The organism is Paraburkholderia sp. A3BS-1L, from assembly GCF_051125215.1.
In the GTDB taxonomy this organism is placed as follows: Bacteria; Pseudomonadota; Gammaproteobacteria; order Burkholderiales; family Burkholderiaceae; genus Paraburkholderia.
In genome coordinates, this window is record NZ_CP120443.1 from 909,264 (window position 1) to 928,953 (window position 19,690).

18 protein-coding genes are annotated in these 19,690 nt (G+C 69.1%); 10 read left to right on the forward strand and 8 right to left on the reverse strand.

The genetic code is table 11. From position 1 onward, the window contains the following. Positions 1 to 166: 166 nt before the first annotated feature. On the reverse strand, positions 167 to 1,600 hold the full coding sequence (locus tag P5W99_RS19275) for an MBL fold metallo-hydrolase RNA specificity domain-containing protein (RefSeq protein ID WP_421027087.1): 1,434 nt from the start codon (positions 1,598 to 1,600) through the stop codon (positions 167 to 169). Positions 1,601 to 1,808: 208 nt separating this feature from the next. Here P5W99_RS19275 and P5W99_RS19280 point away from each other — a divergent pair, with 208 nt between their 5' ends. Further along, the gene (locus tag P5W99_RS19280; RefSeq protein ID WP_421026732.1) at positions 1,809 to 2,261 is read left to right on the forward strand and encodes a hypothetical protein; all 453 of its coding nucleotides are present in this window, start codon (positions 1,809 to 1,811) and stop codon (positions 2,259 to 2,261) included. 105 nt (positions 2,262 to 2,366) lie between these two features. Here the strand turns inward: P5W99_RS19280 and P5W99_RS19285 are convergent, their stop codons facing one another. From P5W99_RS19285 to P5W99_RS19295, 3 genes are all read right to left on the reverse strand, one after another. Beyond that, a complete protein-coding gene (locus tag P5W99_RS19285; RefSeq protein WP_421026733.1) occupies positions 2,367 to 3,437 on the reverse strand; it encodes an Acg family FMN-binding oxidoreductase in 1,071 nt (356 codons plus the stop codon). A gap of 76 nt (positions 3,438 to 3,513) precedes the next feature. Beyond that, complete coding sequence (locus tag P5W99_RS19290) at positions 3,514 to 4,323, reverse strand: universal stress protein (RefSeq protein WP_421026734.1); 810 nt, start codon at positions 4,321 to 4,323, stop codon at positions 3,514 to 3,516. A gap of 36 nt (positions 4,324 to 4,359) precedes the next feature. Further along, complete coding sequence (locus P5W99_RS19295) at positions 4,360 to 5,190, reverse strand: universal stress protein (RefSeq protein ID WP_421026735.1); 831 nt, start codon at positions 5,188 to 5,190, stop codon at positions 4,360 to 4,362. A 181-nt stretch (positions 5,191 to 5,371) separates the two neighbouring features. Between P5W99_RS19295 and phbB the strand changes: the two genes are divergently transcribed. Both phbB and P5W99_RS19305 read left to right on the forward strand, forming a co-directional pair. Then, positions 5,372 to 6,118, forward strand: coding sequence for an acetoacetyl-CoA reductase (phbB, locus tag P5W99_RS19300; RefSeq protein ID WP_421026736.1), 747 nt, complete (start codon positions 5,372 to 5,374; stop codon positions 6,116 to 6,118). Between the two features lie 226 nt (positions 6,119 to 6,344). Next, positions 6,345 to 6,995 (forward strand): BON domain-containing protein, encoded by a 651-nt coding sequence (locus P5W99_RS19305; protein ID WP_421026737.1) that lies wholly within the window; start codon positions 6,345 to 6,347, stop codon positions 6,993 to 6,995. Positions 6,996 to 7,026: 31 nt separating this feature from the next. On the opposite strand, the gene P5W99_RS19310 is transcribed toward P5W99_RS19305, so the two are convergent. After that, positions 7,027 to 7,254: a hypothetical protein gene (locus tag P5W99_RS19310; RefSeq protein WP_421026738.1), complete on the reverse strand. Its 228-nt coding sequence runs from the start codon at positions 7,252 to 7,254 to the stop codon at positions 7,027 to 7,029. Between the two features lie 166 nt (positions 7,255 to 7,420). On the opposite strand from P5W99_RS19310, the gene P5W99_RS19315 reads away from it, so the two are divergent. Next, positions 7,421 to 8,365: a 1-phosphofructokinase family hexose kinase gene (locus tag P5W99_RS19315; protein WP_421026739.1), complete on the forward strand. Its 945-nt coding sequence runs from the start codon at positions 7,421 to 7,423 to the stop codon at positions 8,363 to 8,365. Between the two features lie 62 nt (positions 8,366 to 8,427). On the opposite strand, the gene P5W99_RS19320 is transcribed toward P5W99_RS19315, so the two are convergent. Together P5W99_RS19320 and P5W99_RS19325 are read right to left on the reverse strand one after the other, a co-directional pair. Next, positions 8,428 to 8,595 (reverse strand): hypothetical protein, encoded by a 168-nt coding sequence (locus P5W99_RS19320; protein WP_421026740.1) that lies wholly within the window; start codon positions 8,593 to 8,595, stop codon positions 8,428 to 8,430. Between the two features lie 103 nt (positions 8,596 to 8,698). Next, positions 8,699 to 9,541 (reverse strand): universal stress protein, encoded by an 843-nt coding sequence (locus tag P5W99_RS19325; RefSeq protein WP_421026741.1) that lies wholly within the window; start codon positions 9,539 to 9,541, stop codon positions 8,699 to 8,701. Between the two features lie 242 nt (positions 9,542 to 9,783). Between P5W99_RS19325 and P5W99_RS19330 the strand changes: the two genes are divergently transcribed. The 6 genes from P5W99_RS19330 (at position 9,784) to ppsA (ending at position 17,217) form a co-directional block, all read left to right on the forward strand. Next, positions 9,784 to 10,920, forward strand: coding sequence for an ABC transporter permease (locus P5W99_RS19330; RefSeq protein ID WP_421026742.1), 1,137 nt, complete (start codon positions 9,784 to 9,786; stop codon positions 10,918 to 10,920). Positions 10,921 to 10,924: 4 nt separating this feature from the next. Further along, entirely contained in the window at positions 10,925 to 11,626 is a 702-nt protein-coding gene (locus P5W99_RS19335; RefSeq protein WP_421026743.1) for an ABC transporter ATP-binding protein, read from the forward strand. Then, positions 11,623 to 12,708: an HlyD family secretion protein gene (locus P5W99_RS19340; protein WP_434664318.1), complete on the forward strand. Its 1,086-nt coding sequence runs from the start codon at positions 11,623 to 11,625 to the stop codon at positions 12,706 to 12,708. Before P5W99_RS19335 ends, P5W99_RS19340 begins: the two co-directional genes overlap by 4 nt. Further along, positions 12,686 to 14,206, forward strand: a complete 1,521-nt coding sequence (locus P5W99_RS19345) for an efflux transporter outer membrane subunit (protein ID WP_421026745.1) — start codon at positions 12,686 to 12,688, stop codon at positions 14,204 to 14,206. Before P5W99_RS19340 ends, P5W99_RS19345 begins: the two co-directional genes overlap by 23 nt. A 129-nt stretch (positions 14,207 to 14,335) precedes the next feature. After that, positions 14,336 to 14,785: a universal stress protein gene (locus tag P5W99_RS19350; protein ID WP_421026746.1), complete on the forward strand. Its 450-nt coding sequence runs from the start codon at positions 14,336 to 14,338 to the stop codon at positions 14,783 to 14,785. Then, positions 14,782 to 17,217 (forward strand): phosphoenolpyruvate synthase, encoded by a 2,436-nt coding sequence (gene ppsA / locus P5W99_RS19355; protein WP_434664320.1) that lies wholly within the window; start codon positions 14,782 to 14,784, stop codon positions 17,215 to 17,217. Before P5W99_RS19350 ends, ppsA begins: the two co-directional genes overlap by 4 nt. On the opposite strand, the gene P5W99_RS19360 is transcribed toward ppsA, so the two are convergent. After that, positions 17,132 to 19,618 (reverse strand): AMP-binding protein, encoded by a 2,487-nt coding sequence (locus tag P5W99_RS19360; protein ID WP_434664322.1) that lies wholly within the window; start codon positions 19,616 to 19,618, stop codon positions 17,132 to 17,134. The two genes, ppsA and P5W99_RS19360, sit on opposite strands and share 86 nt — an antisense overlap. Between the last annotated feature and the right edge of the window lie 72 nt (positions 19,619 to 19,690).

A 19,690-nucleotide genomic window follows, 5' to 3' on the forward strand; every position in this document is an offset into this window, starting at 1 on the left:
AAAGTAGCGGCTTCATGGGAGAACGCCCGCTGCCCGACATCGCAGGGGCTGCCTGACAGAATTTTATGTGCAGCGCCCGCGCGTGTCTGGAAAAACTTGCGCGTTGTGCGGCGCGGCGCGCAATCCCGCCCGGGGGGCGGGCGCGCGCCGGTCCGGCGCAGCCCGCTCAGGCTACTGGCCGCGCGGCATCCGTGGCATCCGCGGCTTCGCGGAGCGGGCATGGAAGGGTGCGAGCGGGGTTCTCGGGAAGTTCGATCGTCTGGCCTTGCTCCGGCACGCAGCAGTCCCAGTGCAGCGTTTCCGCGATGCGCCGGCGCAGCGCGTCGGCCGCGGCAGGTTCGCCGTGCGTCACGAAGGTGCGGGTGGGCGGGCACGTCATGCCGGCCAGCCAGCGCAACGTCTCCCGGTAGTCCGCATGCGCCGACAGCGACGAGATCGAGGCGATTTCGGCGCGCACGCGCACGTAGTCGCCGTGCAGCTTGATGGCCGGCGCGTGCGCTTCGAGCGCCGCGCCGCGCGTGCCGGGCGCCTGGTAGCCCACCAGCGCGATGGTGTTGCGCGGGTCGGACGCATAGAGATTCAGGTGATGCAGCACACGCCCGCCCGTGGCCATGCCGCTGCCCGCGATGATGACCATCGGCCCGTTGCGCGAAGCGATGGCCTTCGAGTCGTCGACACTGCGCGTCATGAACGCCGCGTGGTCGATGGCGTGCAGCTGCGAGATGGTCAGCTTGTGCTCGCGCATATGGTGCCGATAGAGCTCAGTGACGCTGATCGCCATCGGGCTGTCGAGATAGACCGGCACGTTCGCCATGCGCCCCGCCTCCTTGAGGTGCGCGATGTAGTACAGCACCTCCTGGGCGCGCCCGACCGCGAAGCAGGGCATCACCACGAGGCCGCCGCGCGCAAAGGTGCGCGCGAATACATCGGCGAGTTCGTCTTCGGGATTGAGGGCGGCGTGCAGCCGGTCGCCATAGGTCGACTCGACCACGAGATAGTCGGCGTGCACGGGCGGCACCGGCGCGCGCATGAGCGGATCGTCGGGGCGTCCGAGGTCGCCGGAGAACGCAAGCACCGTATGCCCGCTGCACAGCACGACGCTCGCGGCGCCGAGGATATGCCCGGCAGGCAGAAAGCGGAACGTGAGATTCTCGCCGAGCGAGACCGGCGCATCGAACTCGCGCGCGCCGATGAGCCGCAGCGCCGCTTCGGCGTCTTCGAGCGTGTAGAGCGGCAGCGCGGGATGGTGCTTCGAAAAGCCGTGGCGGTTCGCGAACGCGGCGTCCTCCTCCTGCAGGCGCGCGCTGTCGCGCAGCATGACTTCGCACAGATCGGCGGTGCCCGGCGTGCAATAGACCGGTCCGCGGAAGCCATTGCGCGCCAGCACCGGCAGATAGCCGCAGTGATCGATATGCGCATGCGTGAGGATGACGGCGTCGAGCGTATCGGCCGGAAACGGCAACGGCTCCCAGTTGCGCAGCCGCAGGTTCTTGGTGCCCTGGAACAGCCCGCAGTCGATCAACACCCGCTTGCCTTGCGCTTCCAGCAGATAGCGCGAGCCCGTGACCGTCTGCGCCGCGCCCAGAAAAGTCAGCTTCATCATGCTCTCCTCGCCATGCACCCCAAGGTGCGTCTGGTGTTCATTGGAGCGCGCTTCGCCGCCACGCAATTGACCTGGATCAGGGTTGGAAACCATTGGCGGGCGAGGGCATGGATTGAGCGAGATCAATCGGGCTCGACCGGACGATTCATACATTGGGGCGTGCGGCTCGCCGTCGCGAGCCGGCTTTCGGTTGGGAGTCCCTGCGATGAACCATGGATCGAGTGTGCGCCGGGCTCTGGTCTTGCTCACGGCACTGCTTGCGGCATGCGCCACCGACGCGACCCGCGAGGCCTTTCGTCATACGGAAACCGGCCTGCAGGCGGCGCGCGAGCAGGCGGCGGTCCATTGCGCGGCGCCCGACGATTGTGCGCGGGCCTGGAGCCGCGCGCGGGTGTTCGTCCAGTTGCATTCGCCCACGCGGATCGAGCGGATCACCGACGAGACGATCGAAACGCGCATGCCTCACGAATTCGGCGTGGCGTACTTTTGGGCCGTGCGCGAGACCGCGGCCGACGGCGCAACGACCGTTCGCCTGAAGGGCATGTGCCGGGGCATGTACAGCACCGGCAACGGGCCGGGATGGCTCTACCGGTCCTGCGCGGAGCAGTTGCGCGAGGCCCAGCTCGAATTCGCGCGCGAGGTGGGCGGCGCGCAATGAACGAGTCGGGGCGCGCCGGGTTCGGGGCCGCGGGTCCGGAGCCGTCAGGCAAATTTCGGCGGCGTGCGGCGGCGGACCACCCCGCGAACAAGCGCGCGCTCAGGCTCAGGACATCACCGCTTCGAGCGGGCGTCGCGGCGTCGCCGCGTCGGGCGTTCCGTGACCGATGCGCAACAGCAGCTGCGGGAAGTACGGACCCTCCAGCCCCATCAGGGCGCCGAGCCGGGGACGCAGCTCCGGGACTTCGATGGGCTGGTTCAGATACGAAGCGCACAGGCCGTGGAGGGTCGCCAGCAACAACACCCGTTCGAGAGCCTGGCCCGTGGCGAGCCACGCCTGCGCATTGTCCACGCCGGTCGCGAGACACAGCAGCAGCGGCGAACCTGCCGCCAGGTCGTGATGCGTGGCGGCCACGCCGCCGCCGAGATCGAACGTGCGGATCGCCGAGGCCACGAGCGGTTTCGCGAAATCGAGCAGGCCGCCGAGTCCGGCCGCGTAAGTCGGCATGCCGTCGTCGGTGCGGCGCGGATGGATCCACTTGGCGAGCTCGCGCCTGAAGCGCGGATCGGCGAACTGCTGCCGGTCGGCCTCGGCGATGAGGCCGGCGACTGCGTTGCGCGGCTCGCTCTCGCTCACGCAGGCGACTTCGACACCCTCGGCGCGCGCGGCATCCATCAGGTGCTGCTCGATGGTGGCGTCGACGGGCTCGGCGGAGAACGGATGGCGCGTCGTGACCCGCTCGTAAATCGCGCCCACGAGGGCAGCCAGCTCCGGCGCGGTGGTGCGCTCGCGCAGCAGACGCACCTCGGCGAGCAGATCGGGATCGGTGCTCGACGGGAACAGGGTGATCGCGTAGCCCATGCCGAGGCTCGCGATCGCCACGCGCAGATTGAAGAGCGCAGCGCCGCAACTGATGATGAGTTCGCGGTCGTACGGGTCCACCACGGGCAGCGCGCGCAGCCGGTCCGCGCACAGCATCACGCGGTCCGCGCCGAGCACGAAGCGCCAGGGCTGGCTGTTGTGGCTCGACGGCGCAAGCGTCGCGTGACGCGCGGCGAAGCGCATGGTGAACGCGTGCGTGTCGCCGGGTGCGTCCGCAAGGGCATCCTCGGGTGCTGTCTGGCGGGCACGGTCTCTGGCGGCGATGGCAGCGATGGCGGCTGGATTGTCGAGCATGATCAGCTCCCGTCGGGTAGACGCGCGGCTGCCGGCAAGACGCGCCGCCGCGCAAAGGTGAATCGGTGGGACATCGTCAGTGGGACATCAAGACCGGCACCGTCATGGCTTCAAGCAGGTTGCGCGTCACGCCGCCCAGCACGCGCTCGTGAATGCGCGAATGCGCGTAAGCGCCCGCCACGATCAGGTCGGCGCGCAGATCGCTCGCCCGGCCCAGCAGCGCCGTGCTCGTCCTGACGCCCAGTTCGCGGGGGCTTTCGTGAAACGATGCGCTGACGTCGTGCAGATCCAGCCATGCCGCGGCATCGGCCGCCTCTACTTCAGCCTGCACGCGTTTGGCGCCGTGACGCGCGGCGACCACCTCGATCGAGACGCAACTGGCGCTGCGCAATAGCGGCAAGGCATCCGCTGCCGCTCGCGCCGCTTCGCGGCCGCCGTCCCAGGCGATCAGGATGTTTTGCGCGATGGTCGGGAACGCTCCGGAATGCGGCACGACGATGGCGGGCCTCGCGGCCGTCATCAGGAGATCGGCGACGAAGTCGCTGGACGGGTCGATCGCGAAGTCGCCGCGCGCGTACTGTCCGAGCACGAGCAGGTCGGCGTGACGGGCGTGCAGCACCGCGGTCCCGGTGTCGCCGGGTTGCGGCGCGCGCCATTCGACCCTGCAGCCCGCATGCACGCCGGCATCGATAAACGCGGCTTGCGCCTGCTCGCGGCGCTCCAGCGCCTGCTCGCCGCCCATCACTGGCGCGTGCGGATAGGGCATCGGCAGATACAGCCCGATGAGGTGCGCGTCGAAGCGCACGGCAAGATCGAGCGCGAGTGCCAGACGCGTTTCGCGCCGCGCCGAATCGTCGAGATGGACGAGCAGAGTCTTGTAGCCCATGGCGGTTTCCCTGAATGTCAATGGCGAGCGGTCCGCTCAATGCGACATCAGCACCGGCACCGGCATCGAGCCGAGCACCGTCTGCGTCACGCCGCCGAGCAGAAGCTCTTTCCAGCGCGCGTGGCCATAGGCGCCCATCACGATCAGATCGCAGCCGGTCTTGGCGGCGTGCGCGAGCAGCGCGTCGCCCACCGTGATGGTTGGCGGCGGATGTAACTCCGTGACCCGCACCTCGAGTCCGTGACGCGCGAGAACGAGGCCGATGTCGGCGCCCGGAATGCGATCGCGGTCCTTGCGCGAGGGCGTGAAGGTCACGATCTCGGTGCGCTCGGCCAGGCGCATGAACGGCAGCGCGTCATACAGCGCGCGCGTGGCCGACTGGCCCGCGTCCCACGCGACCATGATGCGCTCGCCCACCGTGGGGCCTCCCCCCGCATAGGGCACCCACAGGACCGGCCGTCCCGCGCTCAGCGTCACGCGCGCCTGCAGCCGGTTGGCGAGCGACGCGTCGGGATCATCGGGGGCGCTCTGGCCCAGAACGATCAGGTCTGCGAAACGGGCGCGCATCAGCAGCTCGTGCTGCGCGTGATTCGCGGTGCGCCAATGGCCTTTCAACTCTTCCTCGGCGAGCCGCGCGAAGAAGTGATGCTCGAGCGAGCGGCGACATGCTTCGTGCTCTTCGCGGCATCGAGACCAATACTCGGCGTCCAGAATGAACGCGTAGGCCACCTCGTGCTCCGGCACGGCAGGCGCGAACAGCGCGCTGAGCTGGGCGCCGTGCCGCTTCGCAACGCGCAGCGCGACCTCGAGGCGCGTGCGCGCGCTATCGCTTTCGTCCAGATGAACGAGGATGTTGCGGTACTCCATGATCGGCGCTCCATGGTGGAATGCAACACCGAAGCGGTGTCTCGTGCGGCTCAGTCTAGGCGCGGAAGCCCGCCCGCAATTGATTTGAGTCAATCGTGAGCCGAAGGCGGAACCTACAGTGGGGCCTTGTTCCGGCCGCGCCGAATCGCGGCCGGTCGCCAATCTGCGAGGAGGATGGATCATGCGTAGCGAACGCGTTGCTTTTGTGAGCGGCGGGATGGGCGGTCTGGGCGAGGCGATCAGCCGGAGGCTGCACGATGCGGGCCTGACGGTCGCGGTTTCGCATTCGGAGCACAACGATCACGTGATCCGCTGGCTGGATCGCGAGCGCGCGGCGGGCCGCACGTTCCACGCTTTCGGGATCGACGTGGCGAGCTACGACTCATGCGTCGAGTGCGCGCAGCGGGTCCTGTCGCAACTGGGCGCGGTCGACGTCCTGATCAACAACGCCGGCATCACGCGCGACGCGAGCTTCATGAAGCTCACGAAGCGCGAGTGGGACGAAGTGATGCATACGAATCTCGACAGCGTCTTCAACCTCACCCGGCAGTTCCTTCCCGGCATGGTGGAGCGGCGCTTTGGCCGCGTCGTGAACATCAGCTCGGTGAACGGTTCGCGCGGCGCGTTTGGTCAGACCAATTACGCGGCGTCGAAGGCCGGCATGCACGGCTTCACGATGTCGCTGGCGCTCGAAGTCGCGAAGCACGGCGTCACGGTGAACACCGTCTCGCCCGGCTATCTCGCGACCGCGATGGTGGAGGCCGTGCCGCAGGACATCATGGAAAAGCGCATCCTCCCGCAGATTCCGGTGGGCCGGCTCGGGCGTCCGGAAGAAGTGGCGTCGCTGATCGCCTACCTCTGCTCCGACGACGGCGCATTCGCGACGGGCGCCAACTTCGCCCTCAACGGCGGCATGCACATGCATTGATCATGCATGACCCGAAACGCCGGACGGCAAGTGACGGCAAGCCGAAGTCCGATTTAGCGTCCGATTCGAAGCCCGATCCGGCGCCCGATCCGGCGCCCAATCCGGCGTCCAATCCGGCGTCCAATCCGGCGTCCCCCGCCAGTTGATGCAGATCAGCCGCGCGGCTGCGCCCCATGCGAAGCTCGCAGCGACGGTCCGTTCGGGACCGGCTTCGATGGAGACGGCGATGAAAACCGATTTGCAGCTCAAGCACGACGTGGAAGCGGAACTGGAGTGGGAGCCGGCGGTCACGGCTTCGAATATCGGCGTGGAGGTGAAGGACGGCGTCGTGACGCTTGCAGGCCATCTCGCGAGCCTGAGAGAAAAGATCGCGGCGGAGCAGGCGGCGCAGCGCGTGGGCGGCGTGCGCGCGCTGGTGGTCGAGCTGGATGTGCGCTTGCCGGGCGACGACATGCGCAGCGATGCGGACATCGCACGCATCGCGGGCTCGGTGCTGAACTGGACCGCCGGGCTGAGCGAGGGCGCGGTGCAGGTGCAGGTCGAGCGCGGCCACGTCGTGCTCAACGGCGCGGTGGACTGGACATGGCAGAGCCAGGCAGCCGCGCGCGCCGTCGCACAGTTGCGCGGGGTCGCGGGCGTGGTGAATCACATCGAAGTCCGGCATGCGGTGGCGCCGGACAAGATCAGCAAGGACATTCTCGAAGCGATGCGCCGTCATGCGGACCGCGAGGCGCGGCATATTCAGGTCACGGTCGACGAAGGCACGGTGAGGCTGTCCGGCAAGGTGCATTCGTTCGCCGAGCGCGCCGTGGCGCGAGGCGCGGCCTGGGCCGCGCCGGGCGTGCGCGCCGTGGTGGACGATCTGAGCGTGGAGTGAAGCAATGGCGGCCGCGCTGCGCGGCCGCTTCTCAGCGTGCGGTGCCGGCGCTGAGCGCGTCGCGCAGCGCGGCGGCAAAACATTGGAACGCCCGCAGCGAACCCGCGACGCTCTGGTATTTTTCGCGGCCGATCTGGCCGTCGAGCGTGACGAGCATGCCGGAGGAGCGCGCGAGCGCGAGCAGCGCATCGGCGTCGTCGATCGCAATCGCGCCGGCAAGCGGAACGGGAGATGGCGTACGGTTTTCGGCGGTGTGCATGACGGCGCTCCAGGGGCGATAAACGTTCGAGCGGATTTCGCTACGTCTTCAGTATGGACGGCATGGCCAGGCGTCCCAATGAGCCGGCGCTGAAACTGATGTAGGTGGTTTTTGGAGCCTGTAGGCGTCGGCCTACAGCGCCTGGCACCGGATCGGAGTCGATAACGTGATCGAAATCTTGACGCTGACGGCCAATCCCGCCGTCGATGTGTCGACGGCGGTGGAGCGCGTGATCGATACGCACAAGCTGCGCTGCGAGGCGGCAAGCCGCTATCCGGGCGGCGGGGGCATCAATGTCGCGCGCGTGATCCAGCGTCTCGACGGCGCGCAGGCCCGCTGCCTCGCGCTGTATCTCGCGGGCGGCGTGACGGGCGACTTGCTGGAGCAACTGCTTGCAGCCGAGTGCGTGGACAGCCGAAGGCTGCCTGTCGCGGGCGAAACGCGGGAAAACTTCTCGGTGATAGAACGCTCGACCGGGCGCGAGTTCCGTTTCGTGCTGCCCGGCGCGCCGGTGGAGGCTGGCGAATGGGCGAGCGCCATGGCGGCGTGCGAGGCGCTCGTGCCCGCGCCGCGCTACCTCGTGATGAGCGGCAGCCTGCCGCCGGGACTGCCGGCGCGGGCCTATGCGGATCTCGCGCAGCGGGCCCGTGCGCGCGGCACGCGTGTGGTGCTCGACACCTCGGGCGCGCCGCTCGCGCTGGCGCTGGAGGCGGGCGTCTATCTCGTGAAGCCGAGCCTGGGCGAACTGGCCGGGCTGGCGGGGCGGCCGCTCGCCGACGAGGCCGCGCAACTGGCCGCCGCGCGCGAGATCGTGACGCGGCGGCGCGCGGAAATCGTTGCGCTCACACTCGGCGAACACGGCGCGCTGCTGGTATCGGCTCAAGAAACGCTGCGGGTGAAGGCCCTGCCGGTATCGGTATCGAGTGCGACCGGCGCGGGCGATAGCTTTCTTGCGGGACTGGTCGTGGCGTTGCGCCGGGGCGAGGGGCTGGCGGCGGCGGCGCGTCTTGCGCAGGCGGCGGCATCGGCAACCCTGCTGACGAGCGGCACGGCGCTTTGCGACGCTGCGCAGGTGCAACGGTTCTATGAGGCCGCGAGCCCCGTGTGCTGAATGCGTGAATTGCGCAGCAGCAGTGCAGCCGCGGCAAACGTGCTTCGTGGGGTTTCCGGGTCTCAGCGCGCCGCGCCGTCGCGGGAGGGCGCGTATCTGGCATGCGGCACGGAGAAACCCGTTACGTCCGCGAGCAGCGCGCGGCCGCGAGGATGGAAGGCGAACGCCGCGATGATGAGGAACGAGCCGGGCAGCGCAAGGGCGGCAAGGAAGAGCAGGCGCTTGTACATGGTTGAATCTCGCGGGGAAGGCAGGAGTATGGATTTAGCTTAAATCCCGTCGACCTCGCTCGATTGACCTGCATCAGCCGATCGCGCGCCGCGCGCGTCGCTGTCAATGCGATAGCAGAACCGGCACGGTGGCCGATTCGAGCAGCGCGCGCGTGACGCCGCCGAGCAGGTGCTCGCGCCATTGCGGATGACTGTAGGCGCCCGCCACGACGCAGTCGCAGCCGCTCGTCGCGACCCACGAAATCAGGGTGTCGCCCGCCGTCTCGTCCGCGTCGCTGAAGCTTTGCGCAAAGTCGACATTGACCCCGTGCCTTGCCAGCATCAGGTCGATGTTCGCGATTCCGTCGTCCGCCGCCGCGGCGCGCGGCGAAGCGGGCGTGCCGATATGCAGCACCGTGACGCGCTTCGCGGCTTGCAGCAGGGGCATCGCGTCGTGCACCGCGCGCGCGGCTTCGCGGCTGCCGTCCCACCCGATCACGATCGACTCGCACGCGGCGCGCAGCGCGCCCGCGTAAGGCAGTACCAGCACCGGCCTGCCGGACGTCATGACCACGCTTTCCAGAAAGCGCGCGCGCAGCGCATGGGCATCATCGTCGGGACTCGCCTGGCCGGCGACCAGCAGATCGGCGTGGCGGCTGCGGCGGATGATCGGCTCGTCGGCGTAGTCGTCGAATGCGATCCACTCGCCTTCCATGCCGACGCGCCGCAAGTCGTGGCGAAACGATTCCTCCGCCATGGCCTGCTGGCTGCGCCGCGCGTCGCAGTATTCGCTGTAGTAGGGCGCGCAACCGGCGACGGTGAAGTACGAGCGCGCTTCGGGCGCGAACGGCGAGTAAAGGCCGATGAGATGCGCGTCGAAGCGGCCCGCGAGCGTCAGCGCGAAGTCGAGCCGCGCTTGCGCGCGCTCGCCCGGGTCGAGATAAGCGAGCAGGGTCTTGTAGTGCATGGCTGCGTCTCCTGGAGCCGTGCGTCTCGTTTTGCCGCAGGACGCGTGCGGACGGGCAATCACCCTGGCGTCGAGTGTTATCGCCGGGCTCGTGTCGATTCTTGATGCAAGTCAAACATGGGCGCTTGTTTGATACACGTCAACTGGAACAGGGCCGCGCGCCGCAGAATCGCCTCAACCGGCCCGGACCCTGCACGCGCCTCGTGCACGGCGAGCGAGGCTGGCCAAACCGGAGGGCGTCCATGCGGTGCATCCTGCGCCTCGCGTTCAAGCTGCTTGTCAACGACAGCGCCAAGTTCACGGCGCTGCTGATCGGCATCACGTTCGCGGTGTTTCTGATGGTCGAGATGACGTCCATGTTCGCGGGCATCCTCAACCGCTCGTCGTCCACCGTCATCAACGTGGGCGCGAAGGTCTGGGTGATGGACCCGGCGGTGCAGACGATCGCGAGCAGCATCGGTATGCCCGATTACGTGCTCGACGCCGTGCGCAGCATCGACGGCGTGAAGTACGCCGTGCCGCTCTACTCGGGCATGGCGCTCGTGAAGCTGCGCAACGGCACTTACCAGGCGGCCACCGTGATCGGGCTGGACGACACCACGCTCTATGGCTGGCCGAAGATGAAGACCGGGCGCATCGAAGACATTTTTGCGGAGGACGGCTTCATTGCCGTGCAGGACGCCGAGTTCTACAAGCTCGGCAGCCCCGCGCCCGGCACCGACTTCGAGCTGAACGACCACCGCGCCGTGGTGGTCGGCATTGCCGCGGTGGCGAGCAGCAGCCTGTTTGGCACCCCTACGCTTTACACGACGTACCGCCGCGCCATCCAGGACGTTCCGTCGACGCGCTACACGACCTCGTACATTCTCGTCGAGCCTAAGTCGGCAGCCGACATTGCGCACATCAAGGCGCAGGTTGCCGCGCTCGGCTATGTCGCCTACACCAAAGACGAGTTCATGCAGCACATCGCCGACTTCTACAAGTACCAGACCGGCCTCGGCACCAACATTCTCCTGATGACCGTGATCAGCTTCGTGGTCGGCCTGTCGATCTCGGGGCAGACTTTCTATACGTTCATTCTCGAAAATCTCGAAAAATTCGGCGCGCTCAAGGCCATCGGCGCGAAGCGGCGCGAGCTGGTCGCGATGATCCTGTTCCAGGCGGCCTTCACGGCGCTCACGGGCTACGGCCTCGGCGTCGGATTGTGCGCGGCGTTGATCAGCCTCGCGCGGCTGCGCATCCGCGACTACGCGGCCATGATCACCTTCGGCAACCTCGCGATCGCGTTCGCGATGGTGGTGGTGATCGCCGCGCTCTCCAGCTATCTCGGCGTGCGCCGCGTGCTGCGCATCGAGCCGTTCGACATCTTCCGGGGCTGAGGCAATGGTCGATTCGATTGCCATCGAGGCACATGCGCTCGACAAGTGGTTCGGCGAGGGCGCGGCGCGCACCCAGGCGCTGCAAGGCGTCTCCATGCAGGCGCACTACGGTGAGATGGTGCTGATCGTCGGGCCGTCGGGCAGCGGCAAGACCACGCTGCTGAGCGTCATCTCCGGGATTCTGCGGCCCGATGGCGGAACCGTGTCGGTGGACGGCGTCGATCTGTGGGCCCAGCCCGACGACCGGCTCGCGGAGTTCCGGCTCAACCGCATCGGCTTCGTCTTTCAGGACTACCATCTGTTTCCGCGCCTCACCACGGCCGAGAACGTGGCCATTCCGCTGATCCTCAAGCGCCGGCCCTGGGACGACGCGCTCGCCGAGGCGCGGCGCTATCTGGCAGTCGTGGGCCTCGAAAACCGGGCCGCCTTGCCGCCCGTGAAGCTCTCGGGCGGCGAGCAGCAGCGCGTGGCGATCGCCCGCGCGATCGTGAGCCAGCCCGACATTCTCGTGCTCGACGAGCCCACCGCCTCGCTCGACGGCGACACCGGGCGCACCATCATCGAGTTCGTCAAGCATCAGGTGCTCAACGAGCGGCGCTGCATCGTCATCGTCACCCACGACGCTCGCATCTTCGAGTACGCGGACCGCATCCTGCATATGGAGGACGGCAAGCTCAAGGACATCGTCCCAGGAGGCGCGCGATGAAGCATCGGCTGGTCTTTGCCGCGTCGCTGATCGGTTTCCTCGCGGCCGTTGCCGCGGCCTGGGTGTTCGGCATCCAGCAGCCGCCGCAGCCGCCGGTGTTCCAGCCGGCGGCCAATCCTTACGCGCACGGCGTCTATGCCACGGGAATCGTCGAAAGCGACCAGAGCGCCGGAGCGAACGTCAATCTCTACCCCGAAGTGAGCGGGACGGTCACGCGGCTGCTCGTGCACGACGGCGACCGCGTGAAGGCGGGCGACGTGCTGCTCACGATCGACGATTCAGTGCAGCGCGCGAACGCCGGGCAGCTCGCGGCCCAGGCGCTTGCCGCGCAGGCGCTGCTCGACGAGCTCGAGGCCCAGCCCAGGCCGGAAACGCGCGACGTTGCCGACGCCCAGGTGCGGGCGGCCCGGGCCAGCCTGAAGATGGCGCAGGACACCTATGCGAAGCAAAAGCAGGCATGGGACATCGACCCCAAAGCCGTGAGCCGCGACGTGCTCGACAGCGCGGAGAACGCCATGCACGTCGCGCGCGCCAACCTCGAGGTCGTCACGCGCCAGGATCGCCTCACGCGCGCGGGCGCGTGGGTCTACGAAGTGCGCAACCAGCAGGGGCAGGTGGAGGCGCTGCGCAAGGCGGCCGCGTCGGCCGAGGCGCTGCTCGCGCACTACACGCTACGCGCGCCGTCCGACGGCATCGTGCTTGCGGTGAACACGGCGCAGGGCTCGTACCTTTCGCAGCAGGGCGTCTATGACACCTACACGCGGGGCATGGCGCCCGTGATCGTGCTGGGCAGCGCGCCCGAGCGTCTCGCGGTGCGCTGTTACGTGGACGAGATCCTGATCTCGCGGCTGCCGCAGCCGGACCATCTCAAGGGGCGCATGACGGTGCGCGGCGCGAACATCGCGGCCAATCTCACCTTCGAGCGCATCCAGCCCTATGTGACGCCGAAGATCGAGCTTTCCGACCAGCGTACCGAGCGCGTGGACCTGCGCGTGCTGCCGGTGATTTTCCGCATCGAGCCGCAGGCGGGCCTGCGCCTCTATCCAGGGCAGATCGTCGATGTGTACATTGCCGCGCGCTAGGCGACCTGCTTCGAGCAGGACGCGGGGGGGACGCCATCGCGCGCGCGCGCGCAGTGCGCTGCGCGTATTCGCATGGCTCGCTGCAACCGGGCTGGCGGGCTGCGCGGTCGGGCCGGATTTCACGCGGCCGGCGCCGCCGCAGGTCGATGCGTATGTGCGCGCCGGCACGCCGGCGGCCTTCGCGGCGGCCGGCGTCTCGCAGACCCTGCGGGCCGGCGTCGCCGTGCGAGACGACTGGTGGACCCAGTTCGGCTGCCGCGCGATCGATGCGGCCGTGGACGACGCCCTCACCGGCAACGCCACGCTCGATGCGGCCGAGGCATCGCTTCGGCGTGCCGATCATCAGCTGCGCGCCGGAGCGGGCGTGTTCTATCCGCAGGCGAGCGCCGCGGCCGGCGCCTCCCGGCAGCGCTATGCCCCGCTGCACGTCGGCTCCGGCATGGCGCCCTCGATTTTCAACCTGTTCACGCTGTCGGCGTCGATCAGCTACGCCGTCGATCTCTGGGGCGGCAACCGGCGTTTCGTCGAGGCGCTCGCGGCGCAGCGCGATGCGCAGCGCTACGCGCTGGCGGCGGCCTACCTGACCATCGAATCGAACGTCGTCAACACGATGATCGCGCGCGCCGGCTGGCGCGACGAGATCGACGCCACGCGCGAGATGATCGGGCTCTTGCGCGAGCAGGTCCACATTGCCGAGGTGCGCGCGCGCGCCGGCACCGCCGCCTACGCGGCGGTGCTCACGCTGCAGAACGAGCAGGCCGCGCTCGAAGCCACCTTGCCGGTGCTGGAGCAAAAGCGCGCCCAGGCGGCGGATCTGCTGGCCACGTTGAGCGGCCTGCTGCCGGTGCAGTGGTCCGCGCCCGAGCTTTCGCTGAACGAGATCACGCTGCCGGCGGATTTGCCCGCGACCGTGCCGTCGCAGCTCGTGCGCCAACGGCCCGACGTGCTGCAGGCCGAGGCGCTGCTGCACGCGGCGAGCGCGCAGGTCGGCGTGGCCACGGCGGCGATGCTGCCGAACTTCACGCTTTCGGCCGGCGGCGGGCTTGCGGGTACATCGCTCGCGTCGATGGGCGCGCGTGCCGGCCAGTCGTGGGTGCTGGCCGCGGACGTGGCCGCGCCGCTCTTCGAGGGCGGCACGCTCTGGTACGGGCGCAAGGCCGCGCAGGACGCCTACGATGCCTCGCGCGCGCAGTACCGGCAGACCGTGCTGAGCGCCTTTGCGCAGGTCGCGGACGTGCTCTATGCGCTCGAGCACGACGCCGGCGCACTGGAGGCGCAGACGCGCGCGCTCGCGGCGGCGCGCGAGGCGCTGCGCTTGCTGCGCGCCGACTATCGCGCGGGAACGGTGGACTACGTCCAGATCCTCGTCGCCGATGCCCAACTGCATCAGGCGCAGATCGCCTGGCTCGAAGCCGACGCCCAGCGGCTGCAGGACACCGTCGCGCTCTATGCGGCGTTGGGCGGCGGCTGGGGCGACGCGGGAGGCGGCCAGCGCTGAGCGGCGGCCCGATGCGGCCACGGCGGTGTTCCGGCCGCGTTTGTCTCTTGATGCAAATCAATGGCGTGACGCTGGCCACACCGAAGATGTGGCATCAGGCAAGGGATATCCCGAGTGAGGAGGCCGACCATGTACGACAAGATTCTGGTGGCGTTCGACGGCAGCGAGACGTCGAAGCGGGCGCTCGCCGAGGCGCTGCGCGTTGCGCGGCTGACCGGCGCGCAACTCTATGTAGCGCATGTGATCGACATTCTGGCGCCGTTCGGCATGGGCCTGTCGTACGTGCCGGCGGACCTGATCGCGATGTATCGGGAAGACGCCAGAAAGCTGCTGGATGCTGCGCACGCCGAGGCAAAGGCGGCCGACGTGCACTGCGAAACGGAACTGCTGCAGCTGCAAAGCGTGACCGACAGCGTGGCGGATTGCCTGAACCGCTGCGTCGCGCGCGTGGGCGCGCAGCTCGTCGTGCTCGGCACGCATGGCCGGCGCGGCGTGAGGCGCGCGCTGCTCGGCAGCGTGGCGGAGGAATTCGTGCGCGAGACGGACTGTCCGGTGCTGCTCGTGCGGGGCCATTCATGAGCGCCGCGTCCGCTGCGGTCGTCTGGCTTTCGCAGGTCACGCGCGCCGATCTCGCGCGCGTCGGCGGCAAGAACGCCTCGCTCGGCGAGCTGATCGCGAACCTCGCGCCGCACGGCATCAAGGTGCCGCCGGGCTTCGCGACCACGGCGCAGGCCTATCGCGACTTCATCGAAGCAAACCGCCTCGATGAAACGATCGCCGCCGCGCTGGACGAACTGCACGCGAAGCGGCGCACGCTCGCCGAAACCGGCGCGTTGATCCGCGCGGCAATCCTGCGCGGCGAATGGCCCGCCGCGATTGCGGACGCCATCCACGCCGCTTACGCGGACCTGTGCCGCCAGAGCGGTCAGGAGAAGCTGAGCGTCGCCGTGCGCTCCAGCGCGACCGCCGAAGATCTGCCCGAGGCGAGCTTCGCGGGGCAGTTCGAGACCTTCCTGAACATCTCCGGCGGCCCGGCGGTGCTCGACGCCTGCCGGCGCTGCTACGCGTCGCTCTATACCGACCGCGCGATCAGCTACCGCCAGGCCAAAGGCTTCGACGCGCTGAAGGTCGCGGTGTCGGTAGGCGTGCAGCAGATGGTGCGCGCCGACCTGGGCGGCGCGGGCGTGATGTTCTCGATCGATACCGAGACCGGCTTCGAGCGCGTCGTCCTGATCGACGCGGCTTGGGGGCTCGGCGAGAACGTGGTGCAGGGCGCCGTCGACCCGGACGAATACGAGGTCTTCAAGCCGCTGCTGGACGACCCGTCGCTTGCGCCCATCGTCGGCAAGCAGCGCGGCGCCAAGACCCTCAAGATGATCTGCGTGCGCAGCCGCATGCAGCCGACCCGAAACGTGCGGACCTCGCTGGCCGAGCGCCGCGCTTACGTGCTGCAAGACGACGAAATCCTGAAGCTCGCGCGCTGGGCCTGCCGGATCGAGGCGCACTACGGCTGCGCGATGGACATGGAGTGGGCGAAGGACGGCGCGACCGGCGAGATCTTCATCGTGCAGGCGCGCCCGGAAACGGTCCAGTCGCGCCGCGATGCGGGCGCGCTCAAAACCTGGCACCTCGACAAAGCCGGGCCGAAGCTGCTCTCGGGCGTGAGCGTCGGCGAGGCGATCGGCGCGGGACCGGTCTGCGTGATCGAGCAGCCCCGCGACATGGCGCGCTTCGTGGACGGCGCCGTGCTGGTCGCGCAGACCACCGATCCGGACTGGGTGCCGGTCATGCGGCGCGCTGCGGCGATCGTCACGGATCACGGCGGCCGCACCTCGCACGCGGCGATCGTGAGCCGCGAGCTGGGCCTGCCGGCCATCGTCGGGACCGGCAATGCCACGCGCGTGCTGCGCAACCGCCAGAAGGTCACGGTGAGCTGTGCGCAGGGCGAGCAAGGCGCGGTGTACGAAGGCATCGCGGACTTTCACGCGCAGGAGATCGACTTCTCGCATCTGCCGCCCACCCGCACCGCCATCATGCTCAATCTCGCCAACCCCGCAGCCGCGTTTCGCTGGTGGCGCATGCCTGCCGACGGGGTGGGGCTCGCGCGCATGGAGTTCGTGATCGGCAGCCAGATTCGCGTGCATCCCATGGCGCTGGTCCACTACGACCAGCTGAAGGACGAGCGGGCGAAGCGCATCATTCGCGACCTGAGCGCCGGATACGCCGACAAAACCGTTTATTTCGTGGACCAGCTCTCGCGTGCGCTCGGGCGCATCGCGGCCGCGCACTTTCCGCATCCGGTGATCGTGCGCATGAGCGACTTCAAGACCAACGAGTACGCGAACCTCGTGGGCGGCGCGCAGTTCGAGCCGCACGAAGCCAATCCGATGCTCGGCTTTCGCGGGGCGTCGCGCTACTACTCGCCGCTGTACCGCGAAGGCTTCGCGCTCGAATGCCGCGCGATCCGCCGGCTGCGCGAAGAGATGGGCTTCACCAACGTCGTCGTGATGATCCCGTTCTGCCGCACGCCCGAGGAGGCCGACCGCGTGCTCGCGGTCATGCGCGAGAACGGTCTCGAGCGCGGGCGCAACGGGCTCGAAATCTACGTGATGTGCGAGATTCCCTCCAATGTCGTGCTGGCGCGCGAGTTCGCGCGGCGCTTCGACGGCTTTTCGATCGGCAGCAACGATCTCACGCAGCTCACGCTCGGCGTGGATCGCGACTCGGCGCAGCTCGCCGGGCTCTTCGACGAGCAAAGCGACGCGCTCAAGTGGATGGTGCGCACGGTGATCGCCGAGGCCCACCGCGCCGGCGCGAAGGTCGGCCTGTGCGGCGAGGCGCCCGCGCATCATCCCGAGTTTGCCGAGTTCCTGGTCGAGTGCGGCATCGACTCGATTTCGGTGAACCCCGATAGCTTCGTTGCGCTCAAGCAGCGCGTCGCGGCCAGCGAGTCGGCGCGCGAAACGCATGCCGGCATGCCGGTGACGCTTGCCGGGCGGGTGCCGTTGTGAGGGGCTGCGGTCTTTGAGCAGCGTTTTTTGAGCAGCGCAGTGCGGCGTCATGTCGAGATGGGCGCCTCCTCCGGCGCGCCCGGGACGGGTTCGGCTGGCGCGGGCTGGGCCGCCGCGTCCGGTTCGCCGCATTTCGCGAGCAGCGCCGCACGCGTGCGCTCGCGCAGGTTCGCCATGGCGCGCAAATCGCTGCCTTGCGCGTCGACCGGCGCCAGAATCTCGACCTCGATCTCGCCGCGCTCCGCAATCCAGTGCCCGTCGCGCAATGCCCCGCGCGCGCGCCGCGCAGCGCCACGGGCAACACCGGACGGCCTGCCAGCACTGCGGCGCGAAACGCGCCCAGCTTGAACGCGCGCAGCCCGGCGGCAGCCACGAAGGTTCCTTCGGGGAAGAACAGCAAGGTTTCGCCGGCGCGGGCGCACTCGACGAGCTGCGCTTCGTCGACGAGGCTCTGGCCATAGTCGTCGCGCGCGACCAAGCGCGTGCCGAGCGCGCGCAGCAGCGTGCCGACGAACGGCCGGCGCGCGAGCTCGCGCTTGGCGACGAAATGGACCGGCGCGGGCAGCGCGGCGAGCAGCGCGATCACGTCGAGATAGCTTGTGTGATTGACGGCCAGCACCGGATGCGCCGTGCGGCTGAAGTGCTGCGCTCCATGCAGCGTCGTGTGCAGGCCCGCGGCGCGCAGCACGAAGCGGCACGCGCGAGCGGCCGAGCGCCAGCGGCGCGCGGGGTTGCGATCGAGCGTGACCTGGATCCAGACGGCCGCAAATGCCAGTGCGACGAGCGACCCGCACCACAGACCGCGAGCGATGTGCCGCAGCGAGTGGCCGGCGGCCCGCGCGAGCGGGACCGCGCTGGCGGCGGCGAGCGCGAAGCTTTGGCGCCATGGCGCGAACGCACCCGAAGGTGGGGCGGCGGGCGCGCCGTGGCGCAGACGCTCGAGCGTCGCGGCGCGGCGGATCTTGCCGCCAGGCGTCTTGAGGATGCCATGCGGCGCGACCAGCACGATGCGCTCCGCGGGCGCGCCGCACAGCCGCAGCACGATGGCGTTGACGCGCGCCTGAAGATCGGCGCGTTCGGCGGCTTCGCCCAGTGCGGTCTCGACGATCATGACGAGGCGCTCGGTGCCCGCGAGCGGATCGGGCTCGCCGCAGGCGGCCACGCCGCCCGGCTCCACGCCGCCCAGTTGCCCGATCGCGTGCTCCAGTTCGTCGGGGAAGAGGTGGCGGCCCGCACGGATGATGAGGTCCTTCGCGCGCCCCGTGACGAAAAGCTCGCCGTCCGCGAGATAGCCGAGGTCGCCGCTGTCGAGCCAGCCGTCGCGCACGAGGCGCGCGGTTTGCTCAGGATTGCGAAAATAGCCTGCCGTGGCGCTCGCGCCGCGAAACTCGATATGGCCGATGTGGCGTTCGGCGAGCGCCTGGCGCTGGTCGTCGACGATGCGCAGGCGCGTATCCGCAAGCGCATAGCCGCAGGCGACGAGCGCGAGGGCGTCGTCGCCCGCGTAGGCGGGCACCGCCTCGCTGCGCGTGGCGAGCGCTTCGCGCTGCACGAGATCGACGCGCAGGCCGCGCGACGGCGCGGGGAAGGTGACGGCAAGCGTATTTTCCGCGAGGCCGTAGACCGGTGTGATGGCGCGCGCGTCGAACCCGAGCGGCGCGAAGCGCGCGGCGAAGGCTCGCAGCGTGTCCGGATTCACGGGCTCGGAGCCGCAGAACGCGAAGCGCAGCGAGGCGAGATCGAGCCCAGCGAGCGCACGCTCGGGCACGCGCCGCGCGCACCAGTCGTACGCGAAATTGGGCGCGGCCGTGATCGTCGCACGGCGTTGCGAGATCGTTTCGAGCCAGACCGCCGGGCGGGCCAGAAACGCGAGCGGCGACATGGCGACGAGCCCAAAGCCGAAATAGAGCGGAGCGAGCCACGCGCCGATGAGCCCCATGTCGTGATAGAGCGGCAGCCAGCTCACGAGCGCGTCGCCGGGCTGCACGCCCATGCGCTCGCCCATCGCGCGGATGTTCGAAAGCAGGTTCGCGTGGCTCAGCATGACGCCTTTGGGTTCGCCGGTGCTGCCGGAGGTGTACTGGAGCAAGGCGAGATCGTCCGGGCCGGCCTGGATCAGCGGCGCCTCGTCCTCGCTATGCGGCTGGGCCGCTTCGAGGGCCGTGCAGGTGAACACCTGACGCAGCGTCGGGACTTTCAGCCGGAGCAATTGCGCCACCGGGCCGAGCGGCCCTGCGGCGATCAACGCCGAGACTCCCGCATTCGCGAGGATTGGCGCGTGGCGCGCGATGTGCTCCTCGACCTGCGCGAGGCTCGTCGGCGGATAGATCGGCACCGGAACCGCGCCGCACAGCACGAGCGCCGCGAAGCCGACGAAATAATCGATGCTGGTGGGCAGCATCAGCGCCACTCGCGCGCCCGGATCGACGCCGCGCGCGCAGCGCGTTGGCCGTGCGCGAGGCGCGCTCGAACA